Raw genomic sequence first — 16,636 nt, 5'->3', positions numbered from 1 at the left:
CGGCGCTCAGGAGACAGGCAATCGGACCGCGACTCTTTTCAGGGAACATTGCAGCGACCTCTGTCAGAACTGGTATTGGATCTGGAGACGGTTATAAAAGAAATCCTGCCTTTGGATGTTGCCATTCTGCCAGCCGAACCGGTTTCGGATGGACAATCCGTCCAGGCCCGATGATTTTGGAAAGCTGTAGGTTACGTCGACATCGGTTTCGTAGGGATTGGAGGTGAAGGTGCTGGTGGGCGTGATGTAATAGCCGCCATAGGACACCAGGACCTTGATCTGCTTGTCCATGAGATATGAGGTCGCTGCCACCTTGAATGCGCTCCCCGGGGATTGCATTTCGATCATGCCGCCTATCATCTGCGTGGTGTATAGATAGTCGGTTGCATAGCCGGTCGTGTATGGCGAAAGCAGTGCGCCGTTGCCGAAGGCCCCGTTTTGCCTGGTAATGCCATTGTAAGATGCGGTCAGGCGCACATAGGGGGTATCGATGCCTGCCAGTAAGCCGTAGATTTGAATATTTCCGGCTGCGCCCCGTCCCACCTGTGCCAGCAGGTTGTTCCCGTCGCTCCACTGGCTCCCGAACTGAAAACCGAAGAGTGGATCGAAGCCGGTGCCGGTTTTGTGGACAAAGGAGCCGTCAAACCATAGGAGCTGGGAGAAATCGATGAATTTGTTATACCAGAGCTGGGCCGTCAGCGGTTTTCCCGGGCTACCGTATTTCAGCCCGAATGCCAAAGCGCCCGGGGTGCTCTTACCGTACAACGCCGAGACCGGTGAGCCCCCGGCGTGTCCTGGAAAATAAAGATTGGTCGGAGAGAACGATCCTTCCGCTCGCCCGTTGAATTCGAACACACGCAGGCCAACGAAACTCAAACCCTTCAGCGGGGCATGATCGGCGAACGGCGTGAGTTCACCATAGAAAGCGCGGTATGCCGACGGTTTTATGCGCGAATCGGACGGGTTTATCCAAGGCGTGTCCAGAATCTGGTCCGGCCCGCGCAAGGTCAAATACTTGTGTCTGTATTGCAGGAACGCTTCGGTCAGTACCCAGACGGTGCCGCCCGGCAGGGTTGTATCGACCGCGGCCGGATTGGCCGGGTTGAGACCGAGGCTGTTGCCGGCTCCCAGCGTCAGGCCGGCCTGAAAATGATAAAGCGGCGCGGTGAGCAGACCGGCATAGCCCCCCAAGGAGTACGCGTATTGGTTCGTCGCTTCGCCCGTATAGGTGCGGGAAAAATAGTAGCTGCGGAGGTTGCCGTGGAACTTGGTTTGTCGCAGGAAATCTCCGAAACTCTCATAGTAGGCGCCGCTCGTATCCGCATGGCCTGGAGCGCCGAGCACGATGGTTCCCAGCCCGATGCCGGCGGCAGCCCAGTGCGGGAGCAGCGAACGGAGGGTTTTCCGAGATTCATTCCCGCCGGGTGCGGGGAGCCGGCGGGATGTGTGAGCGTCGAGTCTTGCCATAGAGAACGGTAACCCGGGGGCGTCGCTATAGGATTGTCATTCTGACAAATGACCGGGAGATTTCAGCGCTGTAAAAGGATGGCGGAAGTCGAATGGCCGGCTGAGCCGGATTTCAGCTAACTTCGGACGAGACCGCCCCTGATCGCTGATTGCCGTTGATGTCGGTGGGCGATTTCCGATGCTGCTTGAATCTGTACATGGAGCCGTCGGCGTGGCTGATCAAGGCGTCGGCGGTCACGCCGTTCTCGGGATAGGTCGAGACGCCGATCGAGGCACTGACGTTGAGGTACTGACCTTTATAGCCGATCGGTTGGCAGATGATGCCGGCGAGCTTTTGCACGACGGTCATCGCCCCATGGCGGCCCCGGGCGCCGGGAAGGATCAGCATGAATTCATCGCCTCCGACACGGGCGACGGTATCGGCGCGGCGCAGCGCACCGCGGAGCCGCCGGGCGATTTCCACGAGCACGTGGTCGCCGGCCCGATGACCGAAACGGTCGTTGATGGGTTTGAAGTCGTCGAGATCGACGTAGAGTAGCGCAAAACCGTCACGGTTGCGCCGGGCCTGGGCGATGGCCCGTTCGAGCCGGTCGTCGAGGAGGCGCCGGTTGGGCAGGTCGGTGAGGGAATCGTGCAAGGCCAGATGCTGGATGCGGATGCGCTCGAATAGCACCAGGAAGACCAGGGCGGCGATCAGACCCGACAGAGCCAGAGTGGCGATGCGCAGGACGAGCAGGCGTTTCCCCGGGGGCCGCCAGCCTTCGGCGGGAGTTGCCGCGAGTTCCCAGGAACCGCCGGGGATGGCGATCGACAGATTCACATGGTCATGGTCGAACAGCCAGGCGTCGCCGAGGAGGATCCGGCCTTTCTCCCCGGTCTCGTCGTTGCTGCGCAAGGCCCAGGTGATCCTGGCGGGACGGCGGTCCTTGTTGATCGTGGCGAACAACGAGTCGATATTGATCACCAGGGCGACGATTCCCCAGTACTCGCCGTCAGGCAGAAACACCGGGGTTCGGCTGATGAGGCCGCGTCCGCCCTGGACCAGGTCCACCGGGCCGCTGAGCACGGTGGTGCGGGTTTCCATGGCCCGTTTGACCGCCCGCCATTGCTCGGCGTTGTCCTGGTAGCGGAAGCCGATCACTTTTTCATTGCCCTTGAGCGGATAGGTGAAACGGACTTCGTTGTCCGGCGCCAGCACGATGTTGCGCAAATGCCGCCCGTAACCGAAGACGGTGCTCAGGATGATCTTGACCGCTGCCGGATCGAGGGTCTTGTGGGCCGATACATAGCTGCTCAGGCCGTTGGCGAGATAGAGCGTGGAGTACAGTTCCCCTTCCAGCCGTGCCCGTATCGTCGAAGCCTCGGCGAGCACCTGGTTTTGGGCGATGACCCGCAGCCGCTCCGCCTCGATTCGGACGACATACTCGCCGAATGCCGCGAGCAGGAGGAAGACGACGATGGAGAATGCGGATACGAACCGCGGACGGGCGAGCCAGTCGGCCGGCACGGTTTCAATCCCCGCGCTGGCGGACGGGAGCGTCGCGGGAAGCGCCGGCTTTGCTCGGCCCGGCGGAAGCGGCCACTGCGGGTTTCGATCCGGTGCCCGACGGGATCACGGTTTGACGAACTGTCGTCCGGACATGTCGACGCAGATGTCTTCGTAGTAGTCGTAATCGTGGGCGCAGGCGATGCAGCGTCCCCTGCAGGCGTATTCCACGTTGTTGCAGATGAGCGCGGCCTGCTGGTTGCTGTGCACGGTGACGCTCCCGACCTGCTCCAGATTGTAGCCGTCGCCCCAGCGTTCCACCCGGTAGCACTGCGCCTGGATGGGGTTGTCCGCTTCGTCTTCCCATTCTTCCCAGGCCTGAGCGTTGGAGGCGGCGCCCAGCGCGAGCAGGGAGGCCAGGCCCATGCAATGCAGAAAACCCCGGACGCCGGCACGGCGCGATTGTGTCGAGAACTCCATGGTCATGGGTGGATTCCTTGGGTTCGGCGGGTGGGTCCAGTCCGGCTCCCGGCCTTGCGGGCGGCAGCCAGGGTGTCTTTGCAGAGGGAGGACACCTCCCGGTGATGTTCTTTCAGGCAGGCTGCCAGCCGGCCCTTACCCGGCCGGACATCCTTGCACAGGCGCTCGACGTCGGCCCCGCAGGCGGCCTGTATTTCCCGGTGTCTGGCGAGAGCGGATTCCAAGCCGGCGCGGCAGGCCGGCGAGAGCTGGGCGTCATGCTCCCTGAGACAGTTCTGCACGCGGCCGCCGCCGAGGCCGAGGTTCTTGCAGTATCTGGCGATTTCATCCGAGCAGGGCAGAGGGGGTGGCGCCGCATTTGCGGGGCCGGTCCCGGCAATCGCGAGAAAGGTGGACAGAGCGACGTGTTTCAGCCTGCCGATGCCGGTATCGCTAGCGATCGTGCGCATGTATTCCTGCTCCTTAGGCGGGTTCCTGATCGGGGTCACTTGCAAGGTGCCTGGCGGGCGTGACATCGCGGCGATGTCGGGTCCGGATGTGACCGTCTCCCGTCGTACCGTGACGGATGCAACGCCAGGAAACCACACTATGCACCGGGTTTCCCGCCACGGCAAGAGTGGTGTACGTTGACAGCCGCCGTGCCTGTGGCCCTACAATCACGACACCCGAAGCGTGGAGGGTGTGTTGATGGAACCGGATTATGAAGCGCTTGGCCGCTATTACGCCAGCCTGGAGACGTTCAACGAACTCTCGTCCAAGCGCCATCGCCTGTCCGGCGAGTTGTGCCGGATGCTCAGCCACAGCATGGAACGGAACCACGATGTGCTGACACTGTTCGATCACAAGGCCGCGCGCATGCTGCTGGAAGACATCATCGCCCTGAACGCCCACCTGATACAGGTCACAGAACATCTCAACCGGCATGCCGCGGAATGCGGCAAGCCCGAAATCCGCACGCTCTACCGGAAGGGCTGAGCCTGGCGGTCATCGACCTTGGAAGCGAAATGGCGCTGATCATCACCGACGAATGCATCAACTGTGACGTTTGCGAGCCGGAGTGCCCCAACGGGGCCATCTCCCAGGGGGAAGACATCTATGTGATCGACCCCGCCCGCTGTACTGAGTGTGTGGGCCACTTCGAACGGCCGCAGTGCGTCGAAGTGTGTCCGGTGGAGTGTATCCACCCCGATCCCGATTACCGGGAGGACCACGATACGCTCTACCGGAAATACGTCGAACTGAACGCCGGCCGTAGCGAGCGCGCCTGACCGGGTTCGGTCTGGTCTTTCACATTTCGGTAACGGTCGGCCGCTATGTTGGGCTTCCCGAGTGAATCGAAGCTGGGAGCGCCCCGCGATGTCGGACGTCCGCACCAACGAGGCAGAAAAACGTCACGCCCATCCCGATTTCGATGCCGCCCGTTTCCCCGCCGATGCGCGAGTGCGGGTGCTCGCCCGGCGCTTCCCGCCCTATCATCGCGATTCCCCTTGCCTTGCCATTCTCGACCGATTCTTGCACGATCCCACGCTGTCCGCCGCCGCCGTGGTCGACGACGCGATGCGGCCGGTGGGCCTGATCGACCGCTATTCCCTGGTGGAGCAATTTCTCCACCCGTACAGCCGGGACCTCTACCACAAGCACGCCATCGCCGCATTCATGGATCCTGAACCGGTCATCGTCGAGGCCGATTCCAGCATCGACGATCTCTCCCGGATCATCATCGACGCTGGTATGCGGCACATGGTCAGCGGCTTCATCGTCACCGAGGGCGGTCTGTACCTGGGTATCGGCAGCGGGCACGACCTGTTCGAGGAGGTCGCCAACCGCAAGCAGAACCATCTTTATCATCTGGCGCATTATGACCCGCTCACCAGCCTGCCCAACCGCCTGCTGCTGAACGACCGGCTCAAGCGCGCCTGTCTGCGGGGCCAGCGCGGGGGCTACCGGATCGCGCTGCTGTTCATCGACCTCGACCGTTTCAAACTGGTCAACGACACGCTGGGGCATGCGGCGGGCGACCAGTTGCTGCAAGGGGTGGCCGGCCGTTTCGCCGCCTGCGTGCGCAAGGTGGACACCGTGGCGCGCCTCGGCGGAGACGAATTCACGGTGCTGCTGGAGCCGGTGCAGGGACCGGACGAAGCGCTCGCGGTGGCGGCCAAGCTGGCGCAGAGTCTGGAACGGCCCTTCCTGATCCAGAATCACGAGATCACGACTTCAGCCAGCATCGGCGTCGTCCTGTTCCCCGAACACGACGCGACGGTCGAAGGCCTGATGCGTAAGGCCGATGCTGCCATGTATTGCGCCAAACGCGAAGGGCGCAACCGGTTTGCGCTGTTCACCGAGGAAATGAACTCGACGGTGGTCGAGCGCGTGACGCTCGAGTCCTATCTGAATGCGGCGCTGGAAAAGGGCGAGTTCTGCTGCCATTTCCAGCCTCAGATGGCGACGGCGGACGACCGCATCGTCGGGGTCGAAGCGTTGCTGCGCTGGACCAATCCCGTGCTAGGGAGGGTTCCTCCGCTGAAATTCATCCCGGTGGCGGAGGACACCGGTCTGATTCTGCCCCTCGGCCTGTGGGCACTGGAGACGGCCTGCGCGCAGCAGGTCCGCTGGCTTTCCCAAGGGTTGCCGCCCTTGCGCATGGCCGTCAACATCTCGCCCCTGCAGTTCAGGAGCCGGGAATTCTGCGACCAGGTCCGGGCCATCGTGCAAAGGACCGGCATCCGCGCGGAGCATCTGGAACTGGAGCTGACCGAGAGCGCGGTCATGGCGGACGCGGAAAGCTCGGTCGGCATCCTCCGGCAGTTGCGCGATTCCGGCATTCGTCTCGCCATCGACGATTTCGGCACCGGCTATTCGAGCCTGAGCTATCTCAGGAAATTTCCGCTGGATCGCCTCAAGATCGACCGCTCCTTCGTCAGCGGGATCGACCGGATCCCGGCCAACGAGCTCATCGTCAAGGCGATCGTCGCGCTGGGCGGCAGCCTGGGCCTGGACGTCATCGCCGAAGGCGTGGAGACGCCGGAGGAACTGGAATGCATCGAGCGCTGCGGCTGCAGCGAATACCAGGGCTTCCGGCTGTCGGAGCCGCTCACCGCGGAGGATTTCGCGCATTGGTTCGAAGATTCCGGATACGTCTGAGTATATTTCCGCGGTCCCGGCCCGGCGGAGCGCTTACAATCAAGGGGCTTTACTCCCTTCTCCCTCTGGGACAAATCTGCCGGGAGCAGATTTGCATTGACCCGAAGGGTGCCGGGCAGGATAGCCCGGCATGAAAGGGCCGGGGATGAGGGTTTGACCGCTTTAGGGACCGCATTTGGGATGAAGGAATTGATACTGGGAGGCGCGCGCTCCGGGAAGAGTCGCCACGCCGAGCAGCGCGCCCGGCTGTCGGGGCTGGACGTCGCATATGTCGCGACCGCCGTGGCGGGCGACGCCGAAATGGCGGCGCGCATCGGCGGCCACCGGGCGAGGCGCCCGCCATCCTGGCCTACCGTGGAAGAGCCGCTGGCGCTGGCCGCCAGTCTGGAGGCGAACGCCGGTCCCGGCCGGTTCATCCTGGTGGACTGTTTGACCCTCTGGCTCAGCAACCTGCTGGCCGAGGGCGAGGAGGTGTTCCGCCGTGAACGGCAGGCGCTGCTGCAGGTGCTTCCGGGCCTGCCGGGCCGGATCTGCCTCGTGAGCAACGAGGTCGGTCAGGGTATCGTCCCCCTCAATCCGCTGGCGCGTCGTTTCGTCGACGAGGCCGGTTGGCTGCATCAGGAGCTCGCCGTGCTCTGCGACCGGGTGGTCTGGGTCGTGGCCGGCCTGCCCCAGGTGCTGAAGGGAGCGCCATGAGCTGGATCGTCCCCGATGTCGCGCCGCCCCGTAGCGAGACCTTCCGCCGCGCTTTGCAGCGCCAGGCGGAACTCACCAAACCGGCGGGATCGTTGGGGCGGCTGGAAGATTTGGCGGCTCGCCTGGCCGCCATGCAGGGCAGCGGCCGGCCGTCGCTGGAGCGGGTCTGGATCAGCGTGTTCGCCGCCGACCATGGCGTCGCCGAGGAGGGCGTTTCCGCCTATCCCCCGTCGGTCACGCGGGAGATGTGCCGTGTGTTCGTGGCGGGGGGCGCCGCCATCAGCGTCCTGGCGCGGCAGATCGGAGCGGTGCTGGAGGTGGTCGACGCCGGCGTCGCCGAGCCGCTCGCGGGCCTTGGCGTCGTCGACGCCCGCGCCGGCAGCGGCACCGCCAACTTCACCCGCGCGGCCGCCATGTCGGAAGCCCAGCGCGACCGGGCGCTGGCGGCCGGCGCGGAAGCGGCCTCGCGCGCAAGGCGCTACGGCGCGCAGCTGTTCATCGGCGGCGAAATGGGCATCGCCAACACCACTTCCGCGGCGGCCCTGGCCTGCGCGCTGGTCGGCGTCGGACCGGAGCGGCTCGCCGGCCCCGGCACCGGACTCGACGGCGCCGGCGTCCGCCGCAAATGCGAGGTGATCGGAACGGCATTGCGGTTGCATGGAGAAGCGTTGCGCGATCCGGCGGAAATCCTCCGCCGCCTGGGGGGATTCGAGATCGCCGCGCTGACCGGCGCCTATCTGACCGCCGCCGCGGCCTCGATTCCGGTGCTGGTGGACGGCTTCATCGCGACGGTTGCCGCCTTGTTGGCGGTCCGCATGCAGCCGGCCTGCGCGGACTGGTTCCTCTACGCCCATCGCTCGGCCGAGCCGGGCCATCGCCTGGTGCTGGAGGCGCTGGGCGGGGAGCCGCTGATCGATCTGGGCATGCGGCTGGGCGAAGGCAGCGGGGCGGCGGTGGCCGTGCCGCTCTTGCGGGCGGCCTGCGCCCTGCACAACGAGATGGCGACTTTCGCCGAGGCCGGGGTGTCGGGCGGATGAGCCGGGTCATCATCGATCTGCTGCGGCACGGCGAGGTCGACGGCGGCCTGTGCCTGGGCCGGGGATGCGATGTCCCCCTCAATGCCCGGGGCTGGTCGCAGATGCGGGCGATGCTGCCGGAGCATCCGCCCTGGACCGGCATCGCCACGTCGCCGCTCCGACGGTGTGCCGAATTCGCCGGCGAGCTGGCCGGGCGGCTCGGCGTGGAGCTCCGGGTCGACGAGCGCCTCGGCGAGCTGGGCTTCGGCGACTGGGAGGGGCGGCCCTGGTCGGAATTGTACGAGCGCCATGGCGGGCAACTGTCGGACTTCCAGCGCCGCCCGGATCGCAGTCCAGCTCCGGACGGCGAGCATTACCCGGATTTCGAGACCCGCGTGGCCGCGGCCTGGGAGGAATTGCTGGGCCTGCCCGGCGGCCGGCACTGGCTGGTGGTGGCCCACGCCGGCACCATCCGCGCCATACTGCGCCGGGTGCTGGAGTTCCCCGTGACTCGCCTGTTCGGGATCGACGTCCCCCCCGCCTGCCTGAGCCGCATCGTCCGCGACGGCGCGGATGCGCCGCGGCTGGTGTTCCACGGAGGGCGGCCTTGAACCTTGCGCCTTTCTGGCTGGCGGTGCAGTTCCTGACCCGTCTGCCGGTGCCGCGCGCCGTGGATTTCTCCCCGCGCGCTCTGGGCCGGTCGGTCGTGCTCTATCCCGCGGTGGGGCTGTTGATCGGTACGATCCTGCTGGCCGCCCGGCTGCTGCTGCAGGATGCCGGTCCTTCGCTGGCTTCGGCCTTGGTATTGCTGGTCTGGGTGCTCGTCACCGGCGGGCTGCATATCGATGGGCTCGCCGACAGCGCCGATGCCTGGGTGGGCGGCCACGGCGATGCGGAACGCAGCCTGGAAATCATGAAGGATCCCCGCTCCGGGCCGATCGCCGTCGCCGTCGTCGTCCTGCTGCTGCTGGTGAAATTCGGCGCGCTCGCCGAGCTGTCCGGCGGACTGCCGCTGCTCATCGCCCCGCTGGCCGCGCGCGGCCTGGTTCCGGCCCTCCTGCTCACCACGCCCTATGTGCGCAAAGGCGGGCTGGGCAGTCCTTTGGCGGAGAACCTGCCGCGGCGGCCGGCGCTCTACGCGGTGCTCGCCACGGCGGCGGTGACGGTGGCGGCGCTCGGGCCCTGGCCGTTAGTCGTGGCCGCGGCGGCTGCCTGGACCTTGCGGGCCGTGATGCTGCGCCGCCTCGGCGGTTGTACCGGCGATACCCTCGGCGCCAGCATCGAGATCGCGGAAGCCGCGGTGCTGGTGGCTGCCGCGCTGGCGTGACGGGATTTCCCGCCCCAGTGCCTTCAGGCGTTCGAGCGCGGCGGGTTGGACCACGCCGCCATAGCGGATGGCCAGGAACAGCGCCGTGAACCGGCCGAAGGATTCGGCCAGATCGGGCCGGCTGCGGGCGACCCGGGCCGCGAAATCGCGCATGCCTTCGGCGGGCGCGCGGACGAGTCCCTGGCGTTCGAGCTTTCCGGCGACCCGCAGATAGACCCGCAGGGCCGGATCGGCGACGGGCCGGCCGCGCGGCCACAGCAGGATGAAGGAGATCAGGGCGAGGAGCCCGAGCAGACCGGTCAGCCAATAGACCAGCCGGTTCCAGTCGACGACCCCCAGGCGCTCCAGAAACCGGCCCTGGTTCTCCGGACCATAGGCCAGCACCCACTGCACCCAGGCGTGGTCGACCGCGTCCCACAGCAGGCCCGCCTCACGGATCAGGCCGCGCAGGCTGGACAGCCGCTGTCCCAGCGCTTCCGCCACCGGGCTGGCGAACACCACCGCACCGTCGGCGTCGGCCTCGAATGCCAGCTCCCGTTCGATACGCTCCGGTGCCACCGCGGCGGTGGGATCGATGCGTGTCCAGCCGTTGCCGTCGATCCAGATCTCCGCCCAGGCGTGGGCGTCGGCCTGAGAAACTTCCAGGAAATGTCCCACCGGGTTCCAGTGTCCGCCCTGGTAGCCGGTGACGACCCGGGCTGGAATTCCGGCGACCCGCATCAGGTAGACGAAGGCGCCGGCATAGTGTTCGCAGAAGCCGCGGCGGGTCTCGAACAGAAAGCCGGCGATCGGGTCCCCGTCGATGGCCGGCGGACGCAGGGAGTAGATGAACGGTTGCTCGCGGAAATGGCGCAGGGCCCGTTGCGCGACGGCGTCGGCGGACGGATCCTCCAGCAGCCAGCCGTCGACCAGCGCCCGCACCCGTTCGTCGGGCATGCCCGGAAGCTGCAAGGCGCGCCGGCGTTCACTCTCGCTCAAGGCGTCGAAAGCCGCTGCCGGACGCGAAGACAGGAGGTAGCGCCGGCGTTCGCGGATCGGTTCCGCGGCGAGGAGGAAGCCGTCCTCGGCGCGCGTCAGTCCGGCCGGGAAGGTCTCCGCCGTCTCCAGCGCAAACACCCAGCGTCGCCGTTGCGGTTCCAGGGTGAGGACATAGCGGTAGCTTGCCCCGGCCGTTTGCGGCGGCCGCCGGGCCGGGAGCGGTTGGTCGTAGCCGGCGGTCCAGCGGCGGCCGTCGTACTTCCAGAACACCGGGCCGCGCCAGTAGCGTTCCTGCGGTGGCGGCGGGGCGCCCTCGAAGTCGACGCGGAAGGCGGTTTCCCGCGACAGTCCGAGCCGGCTGATCGCACCGGGTTCCATCGAGTCGCTCAGTCCGGTCGTGCCGCCGGGTTCGTCCTCCGGCAGCTTCCACAAAGGGCCGGCGATGCGGGGCAGGAACAGGAACAGCACCACCATCACCGGAACGGCCTGCAGCACCATCTTTGCGCCGAGGCGCAGCCGGCCGGCCAGGCCGAGGTTCTCCCCGCCGTTCAAGCCGATCAGGCAGCTCATCAACAGCGTGACGACCCCCAAGGTATGAGCGGCGATGGGGATGCTCTGGGAGAACAGGTATTCGGTGACGGCGACGAACAGCGCCAGGTAGACCACCAGGTACAGGTCACGCAGGCTGCGCATTTCGAGCAGCTTGAGGCCCAGCCCTACCAGGAACAGGGCGGTGCCGCCCTCCCGTCCATAGAACTTGTGGAAGTGCAGATAAACCAGCCCCGCCCCCGCCAGGGTCAGCAGGAACAGGCCGATTCGCGAAGGCGGGGGCGCCTTGCGGTAAAGCGCCGCCAGCCGCCAGCCACAGGCCAGCCAGACGAAACCGGGGAAGGCGGGCGGCAGGTCGGCCCAATGCGGCGTCACCACCAGCGCCAGGGCTGCGCACAGCAGCGGCAGATTGCGCCGGAGGAGTTCGGGTGGGAGGGAGGGAGGGGTCATGTGCCGAACAACGCCAGCGCTTCCAGGCAGCGGGCCCGATGGGCTTCACCCCGGCCCTTCTGGATCGCGACGCCGGGGAGTCGCAGGCCGTAGGGCGTGCCCGCCGCCTCGGCGTCCAGTACCCAGCGGCACAGCCGGGACAGCCGGGCCTCGACGTCGGCGCCGGGCGTGTACTGCCAGTCCAGCAACAGTTCCGCCGTGTCGCCGCCGGCGTACTGTTTGACGTGCACGCCCTGGCCCTTCGCCACCCCCTTCCAGTGGATGCGCTTCAGCGGGTCGCCCGGCCGGTAAGCCGAGAAGCCATGAAAATCCTCCTCCTCGCGGGTGTCGGGTCGCACACCCAGACCCGGTTCGGGAATCGGGGTCGGTCTGATGCCGGGGGGCGCCGGACGGGGGTATACCAGTACCCTTTGGCGCAGGTTGATCGGCGACCAAGCGCGGAACAGGCCGAGCGGGAAGGAGGTGTCGAAGGTCACGGTGGGCATGGACAGCCAGCCGCGCTGTTCGGTTTCCGCATGGAGAATCAGTGTGGCCGTGGTTCCAGGCGCGACGTCGAAGCGGACCGGCGTTGCAGAGCCGGCCAGCCGGGCGGTGAGACCCAAGCGGTGGATGCGGGAAGGGTTGTCCAGATGCAGCTCGAAACGCGCCGGCTCCCCGGCGAACACCGGCGGCGCCTTGCCGCGGCGCACGCTCAGCCCCGCCAGGTTGCGGAACGCATGAAGCGTGGACTGCATGGCGATGCCGGCCAGCAGGAAGGTCAGGATGAAGGCCAGGTTGTTGCCGTAATTGATGGCGGCCAGGAACTGTATCGCAAGCAGCACGGCCAGTCCGAATCCACGCCGGTTGGGGACGATGAACACCCGGCGATGGGTGAGGAGGACCGGGCCGTCCACCGCTTTCTCACCCCGGAAGAAGCGGCGGGGGTCGAAGCGCTCCTTCCACTCCATCGGCACGGAAATCATCGCGCGCTCATCCTCAGGGAATGGCGACGTCCCGCAGCAGCGGGGCGACGGTCTCGGCCACGCCGCCTCCGCCCGACGCGAGTTTCAGCCGGTGGCCGGCTACGGGTGGCAGGACGGCCTGGATGTCCTCGGGCAGCACCGCCGCACGTCCGTCCATCAGCGCCCAGGCCTTGGCGGCGTGGAGCAGGGCCAGCCCCGCCCTGGGCGACAGTCCGTTCTGGTAAAGCGGCGACTCCCGGCTGAAATGGAGCAAGGACTGCACGTAGTCCAGCAGGGCAGACGAGGCATGAACGTCGCGGACTCGACTCTGCAGCGCCAGGAGTCGTTCTGCCGGCAGGCAGACCGGCAGCTGCGGCAGTAGGGCATAGCGCTCCTCCCCCATCAGCAGCTCGCGTTCGGCACGGGGGTCGGGATAGCCCAGTTCGATCCGCATCAGGAAGCGGTCCAGCTGGGACTCCGGCAAAGGGAAGGTCCCGATCTGGGTGTTCGGGTTCTGGGTGGCGATCACGAAGAACGGCTCGGGCAGCGGCCGGGTCTCGCCTTCCACCGTCACCTGCCGTTCCTCCATGGCCTCCAGCAGTGCGCTCTGCGCCCTGGGCGTGGAGCGGTTGATCTCGTCCGCCAGCACCATCGGGTTGAACACCGGGCCGGGATGGAAACGGAAGCCGTGGGTGGTGGCGTCGTAGATCGAAGAGCCCAGCACGTCGGCCGGCAGCAGGTCGCTGGTGAACTGGATGCGCTGGTATTTCAGTCCGAGCAGCGCCGCCAAGGTGCGGGCCAGGGTGGTCTTGCCGACTCCCGGTACGTCCTCGATGAGCAGATGACCGCGTGCCAGCAGACAGCAGATGCACAGGCGGATGGGCTGTTCCTTGCCGAGGATGACGGAATTGGCGGTTTCGAGCAGACGGGAGAAAACGGGGTCCATGGGGCGTGCGGAAGGAGTGGCGGATCACCTGTCGGTATCCGCGCCGTGGGATTCGAAGGAGACCTAGGGCGGAACCGGTTCTTGGGGTTCGTCCGGAACGGACGACTTCTTCCTTCGGGTTGACAGCGGGAAGCCGTCAGGATCCTGCCGGTTTCGGCGGGAAACCCTTGAACAGTTTTTCCATCGCTTCCTGCATCAGCGCGGTGTTCTTCTGCGGATCGTCGGAGACGGTGTCCGTCGCGGTGCCCCGCCAGATCGGCTGTTTGGTCCGGGTGTCGAACATGTCCACGATGATCGTGCCGACGGTGTATTTGATCACCTCGGACTGCGCCATCCCCATGTGGCCGTAGCCACCCCAGCCGCTGTAGAACGTATCCACCCGTTCCTGTTCCTGGGCCGTTACCTGCACGCCCAGCGCCACGTCGCTGGGGCCGGCGGCTATCTTGCGCCAGCCTTTGGCGGAAAGCTGGGCGTCCACCGTTTGGACCATCCTTTCCTCCATCAGGGGATTGCCGGTCTGCGGCGTCTTGATCCAGGAATAGGTCTTGTATTTCGAAAAATCCGCGGCCGGGTCGTAGTCGGTATGCACCTTGATGTCCAGGTCGGCGCAGGCGGCAGTCATCGCCAGGACGGAGCCCAGCAGTGTTCCTCGAATGTTCATGTATTCTCCTGAAGGTGTGGCATCTCCCCGGCGGCCGGGGGACAATCTCGAGGTTATCATAATAGCCTTGAACGGCAGGGTGAGGATTCGCGTTCCCGAGCCCGGTGCTTTTTTCTGCGGCCGTAGCGGCTAGAATGTCACCGCGAAAGTGCGTGTCTCGCAAGGTCCGGGGCGGGTGCATCCTTACGTTCGAAGGGGCGGAACGATATGAACATCAAGGCGATTGCGGCAGCGGTCATCGTGGCGGGGAGCATCGGCGGAACGCCGGCGGGGGCGGTGACGGCGGACGATTTTATAATCCGTGACGCGAAGGACCTGGCGGATCTGTGCGCGACGCAGCCCGCCGATCCGGCTCATGTCGCCGCTCTCCAGTTCTGCTACGGCTACCTGCAGGGCGCCTACGACTATTACTTGGCCGAGCGTCGAGGGCCGGATGCCGGACACTTCGTCTGTCTGCCCAAACCGGAGCCATCCCGTGAGGCGGTCGTCCGGCTGTTCCTCGCCTGGCTGGAGGCGCATCCGGGATACGGGAGGGATGCGGCCATCGAGGTGCTGTTCCGGTTCGGCGCCGACCAATGGCCTTGCCCGGAAAAGGACGATGCCGCGATCTCCGCGCCCAAATCCTGAAGGACCTCCCCTCGTCGGGGTGCGTCCTCACTGTTCCGATGCCCCGGCCGGTCCGTCTTCGGGGTCCAAGCCACGCGTTCTTCATTTCCCATCAGCGATCGAGTAACCCTTCCAACGTATGTCCATCCCTGTCACGACTGCCGGCGCCCCGGCATGGAGCCTGGAGCGCTGGCTGCCGGCGTTCGCCTTTCTTTTCGCCGCATTCCTGTTGTTCGTGCACCTGGGCGATGCGCCGCTGCTGAGCCCGGACGAGGGGCGCAATGCCGAGGTCGCGCGGGAGATGCGCGAGAGCGGCGCCTGGCTGGTGCCGACCTATGATGGCCTGACCTACCTGGACAAGCCTGCCTTCTATTTCAAGACGGTGGCCCTGTCGTTCGCGCTGTTCGGCGAATCCGAGGCGGTGGCCCGCCTGTCTTCGGCGCTGTTCGCGCTGTCGCTGCTGACGGTGCTGTTCCTGTTCTGCCGCAGGGTCTACGACATGCGCACGGCCAGTCTGGCGGTGCTGGTGGTGGTGGCGACGCCCTTGTACTGGGCTTTCGCCCGCATCGTCATCTTCGACATGACCCTGGCATTTTTCGTCTGCTCCGCCATCTTCGCCTGCTATCTGGCCGAAGAACACGAGGGCAGGCAGCGGGAGCGCTGGTACCGGCTCGGCGCCCTGGCGGCGGGATTCGCGACCCTGGTGAAAGGGCCGGTCGGCTTCATCGTGCCCAGCCTCGTCGTCGCGGCATTCGGCAAGCTCGACGGGCGCGAAGGCGCCTTGCGGCGCTGCTTCGCCTGGCAGAACTGGCTGATCTTCCTGGCGGTGGTGCTGCCCTGGTTCGTCGGGGTGACGCTGCAATGCCCGGATTTCCCCTATTACGGAATCATGAAGGAGTCGGTGTCGCGCTTCACCACCACCGAATTCCGCCGCACCCAGCCGTTCTATTTCTACGCCGTCATCATCGCGAGCTGCTTCTTCGCCTGGAGCCTGCTGCTGCCAGAATCGATCGTGGCGGCCTGGCGGGCCCGGCGGCGCTGGTCGCGGCCGGACCGGCTGTTCATCGTCTGGGCCGTCGTGGTGGTCGCATTCTTCTCCGTGTCGCAATCCAAGCTGCCCGGCTACATCCTGACCGCCGTCATCGCCCTCGGCGTGCTCGCCGCCCGTGTTTTCGCCCTCGCCTGGTCCAACGGGGCGGGGCGGGCCGCCGCCATCGTGCGGCGCGGTACCGTCGCGCTGTTCGCTCTCGCCGCGCCGGTGGCCGTCGTCCTCGCCACCGCTGCATCCGACGCCCTGTGGCTGGAGCGGGTGCTGGGGCTGAAGCGTAAGACGGCGGAATTTCTCCAGCCGGGTTTGCTGGCGATGGTCGTGTCGCTGGGTGTGGTGACCGCACTGACCGCCTTCGCCTGGCGGCGGTGCAACGTCAAGGTGGCATTCGCCGCCTTTCTCAGCTTTCCGGCGCTCTTGATCACGCTGAACTTCGATCTGCTCGCGGACTACGCCGACAGCCGCTCGGGGCGACGGCTGGCGGAACACATGCCGGAGCTGCCCGCCGGGGTGGAAATCGCCTGCCTGGATTGTCTGCCCAACGGGCTGCCGTTTTATCTCAAGCGTCTGATCACCGTCATCAGCGACGAAGGGCGGGAGTTCACCAGCAACTACGTGCTGTTCAGCCTCCAGCGCGGCGGGCCCTGGCCGGAGCGGGTGGTGCCGCTGGCGCAGCGGGACGCCTGGCTGGCCGGTCGTGATCACCCGGTCTTTCTGATGGCGCGGGGGGACGACGTGGAGCAGCTCGATACGATCGCGGAAAAGTACGGTGCCAGCCAGATCGAACTGGGGTTCGGCTATTGGGGGGCGTTGCTGGCGCCTCCCCAGAAGGAAGGGCTTTGAC

16 protein-coding genes and 1 pseudogene are annotated in these 16,636 nt (G+C 66.2%); 9 read left to right on the top strand and 8 right to left on the bottom strand.

Annotation, left to right across the window (positions count from 1 at the left end; all coding sequences use genetic code 11):
• Window positions 1–63: 63 nt before the first annotated feature.
• The 4 genes from H156_RS0100350 to H156_RS0100335 form a co-directional block, all read right to left on the bottom strand.
• Complete coding sequence (locus H156_RS0100350; RefSeq protein WP_026597550.1) at window positions 64–1,467, bottom strand: hypothetical protein; 1,404 nt, start codon at window positions 1,465–1,467, stop codon at window positions 64–66.
• A 112-nt stretch (window positions 1,468–1,579) separates the two neighbouring features.
• A complete protein-coding gene (locus H156_RS0100345; protein WP_017364288.1) occupies window positions 1,580–2,974 on the bottom strand; it encodes a diguanylate cyclase in 1,395 nt (464 codons plus the stop codon).
• 105 nt (window positions 2,975–3,079) lie between these two features.
• The gene (locus tag H156_RS0100340) at window positions 3,080–3,439 is read right to left on the bottom strand and encodes a hypothetical protein (RefSeq protein ID WP_017364287.1); all 360 of its coding nucleotides are present in this window, start codon (window positions 3,437–3,439) and stop codon (window positions 3,080–3,082) included.
• Window positions 3,436–3,882: a cysteine rich repeat-containing protein gene (locus H156_RS0100335; protein WP_017364286.1), complete on the bottom strand. Its 447-nt coding sequence runs from the start codon at window positions 3,880–3,882 to the stop codon at window positions 3,436–3,438. The genes H156_RS0100340 and H156_RS0100335 overlap by 4 nt, the downstream gene beginning before the upstream one ends.
• Window positions 3,883–4,120: 238 nt before the next feature.
• On the opposite strand from H156_RS0100335, the gene H156_RS0100330 reads away from it, so the two are divergent.
• The 7 genes and pseudogenes from H156_RS0100330 to H156_RS17400 form a co-directional block, all read left to right on the top strand.
• Window positions 4,121–4,408 carry a hypothetical protein gene (locus tag H156_RS0100330; RefSeq protein ID WP_010959818.1) on the top strand — a complete coding sequence of 96 codons (288 nt, stop codon included), beginning with the start codon at window positions 4,121–4,123 and terminating at the stop codon, window positions 4,406–4,408.
• Between the two features lie 29 nt (window positions 4,409–4,437).
• A complete protein-coding gene (locus H156_RS0100325) occupies window positions 4,438–4,701 on the top strand; it encodes a YfhL family 4Fe-4S dicluster ferredoxin (RefSeq protein WP_017364285.1) in 264 nt (87 codons plus the stop codon).
• Window positions 4,702–4,789: 88 nt separating this feature from the next.
• Window positions 4,790–6,574, top strand: coding sequence for a putative bifunctional diguanylate cyclase/phosphodiesterase (locus H156_RS0100320; RefSeq protein WP_017364284.1), 1,785 nt, complete (start codon window positions 4,790–4,792; stop codon window positions 6,572–6,574).
• A 180-nt stretch (window positions 6,575–6,754) separates the two neighbouring features.
• The gene (gene cobU / locus H156_RS0100315; RefSeq protein ID WP_010959821.1) at window positions 6,755–7,270 is read left to right on the top strand and encodes a bifunctional adenosylcobinamide kinase/adenosylcobinamide-phosphate guanylyltransferase; all 516 of its coding nucleotides are present in this window, start codon (window positions 6,755–6,757) and stop codon (window positions 7,268–7,270) included.
• Window positions 7,267–8,307, top strand: coding sequence for a nicotinate-nucleotide--dimethylbenzimidazole phosphoribosyltransferase (gene cobT, locus H156_RS0100310; protein ID WP_026597549.1), 1,041 nt, complete (start codon window positions 7,267–7,269; stop codon window positions 8,305–8,307). The genes cobU and cobT overlap by 4 nt, the downstream gene beginning before the upstream one ends.
• Window positions 8,304–8,897 (top strand): alpha-ribazole phosphatase family protein, encoded by a 594-nt coding sequence (cobC, locus tag H156_RS0100305; RefSeq protein WP_017364948.1) that lies wholly within the window; start codon window positions 8,304–8,306, stop codon window positions 8,895–8,897. Before cobT ends, cobC begins: the two co-directional genes overlap by 4 nt.
• A 23-nt stretch (window positions 8,898–8,920) precedes the next feature.
• A pseudogene (locus H156_RS17400) lies at window positions 8,921–9,547 on the top strand (adenosylcobinamide-GDP ribazoletransferase); the annotation flags it as partial.
• On the opposite strand, the gene H156_RS15560 reads toward H156_RS17400, so the two are convergent.
• The 4 genes from H156_RS15560 to H156_RS0100280 form a co-directional block, all read right to left on the bottom strand.
• Window positions 9,476–11,590, bottom strand: a complete 2,115-nt coding sequence (locus H156_RS15560) for a transglutaminase TgpA family protein (protein ID WP_017364946.1) — start codon at window positions 11,588–11,590, stop codon at window positions 9,476–9,478. The pseudogene H156_RS17400 and the gene H156_RS15560 sit on opposite strands and share 72 nt — an antisense overlap.
• The gene (locus tag H156_RS0100290) at window positions 11,587–12,552 is read right to left on the bottom strand and encodes a DUF58 domain-containing protein (protein WP_017364945.1); all 966 of its coding nucleotides are present in this window, start codon (window positions 12,550–12,552) and stop codon (window positions 11,587–11,589) included. The genes H156_RS15560 and H156_RS0100290 overlap by 4 nt, the downstream gene beginning before the upstream one ends.
• Before the next feature lie 13 nt (window positions 12,553–12,565).
• The gene (locus H156_RS0100285) at window positions 12,566–13,477 is read right to left on the bottom strand and encodes an AAA family ATPase (protein ID WP_017364944.1); all 912 of its coding nucleotides are present in this window, start codon (window positions 13,475–13,477) and stop codon (window positions 12,566–12,568) included.
• Between the two features lie 136 nt (window positions 13,478–13,613).
• Window positions 13,614–14,138 carry a DUF4136 domain-containing protein gene (locus tag H156_RS0100280; RefSeq protein WP_017364943.1) on the bottom strand — a complete coding sequence of 175 codons (525 nt, stop codon included), beginning with the start codon at window positions 14,136–14,138 and terminating at the stop codon, window positions 13,614–13,616.
• A 207-nt stretch (window positions 14,139–14,345) separates the two neighbouring features.
• Between H156_RS0100280 and H156_RS0100275 the strand changes: the two genes are divergently transcribed.
• A complete protein-coding gene (locus tag H156_RS0100275) occupies window positions 14,346–14,765 on the top strand; it encodes a Rap1a/Tai family immunity protein (protein ID WP_010959829.1) in 420 nt (139 codons plus the stop codon).
• A 118-nt stretch (window positions 14,766–14,883) separates the two neighbouring features.
• A complete protein-coding gene (locus H156_RS0100270; protein WP_017364942.1) occupies window positions 14,884–16,635 on the top strand; it encodes an ArnT family glycosyltransferase in 1,752 nt (583 codons plus the stop codon).
• Window position 16,636 lies beyond the last annotated feature (1 nt).

It is taken from the genome of Methylococcus capsulatus str. Texas = ATCC 19069 (genome assembly GCF_000424685.1).
Classification (GTDB): domain Bacteria; phylum Pseudomonadota; class Gammaproteobacteria; order Methylococcales; family Methylococcaceae; genus Methylococcus; species Methylococcus capsulatus.
Note: the sequence above shows the minus strand (reverse complement) of the source record. Positions and strands in the feature narration are given on the sequence as shown.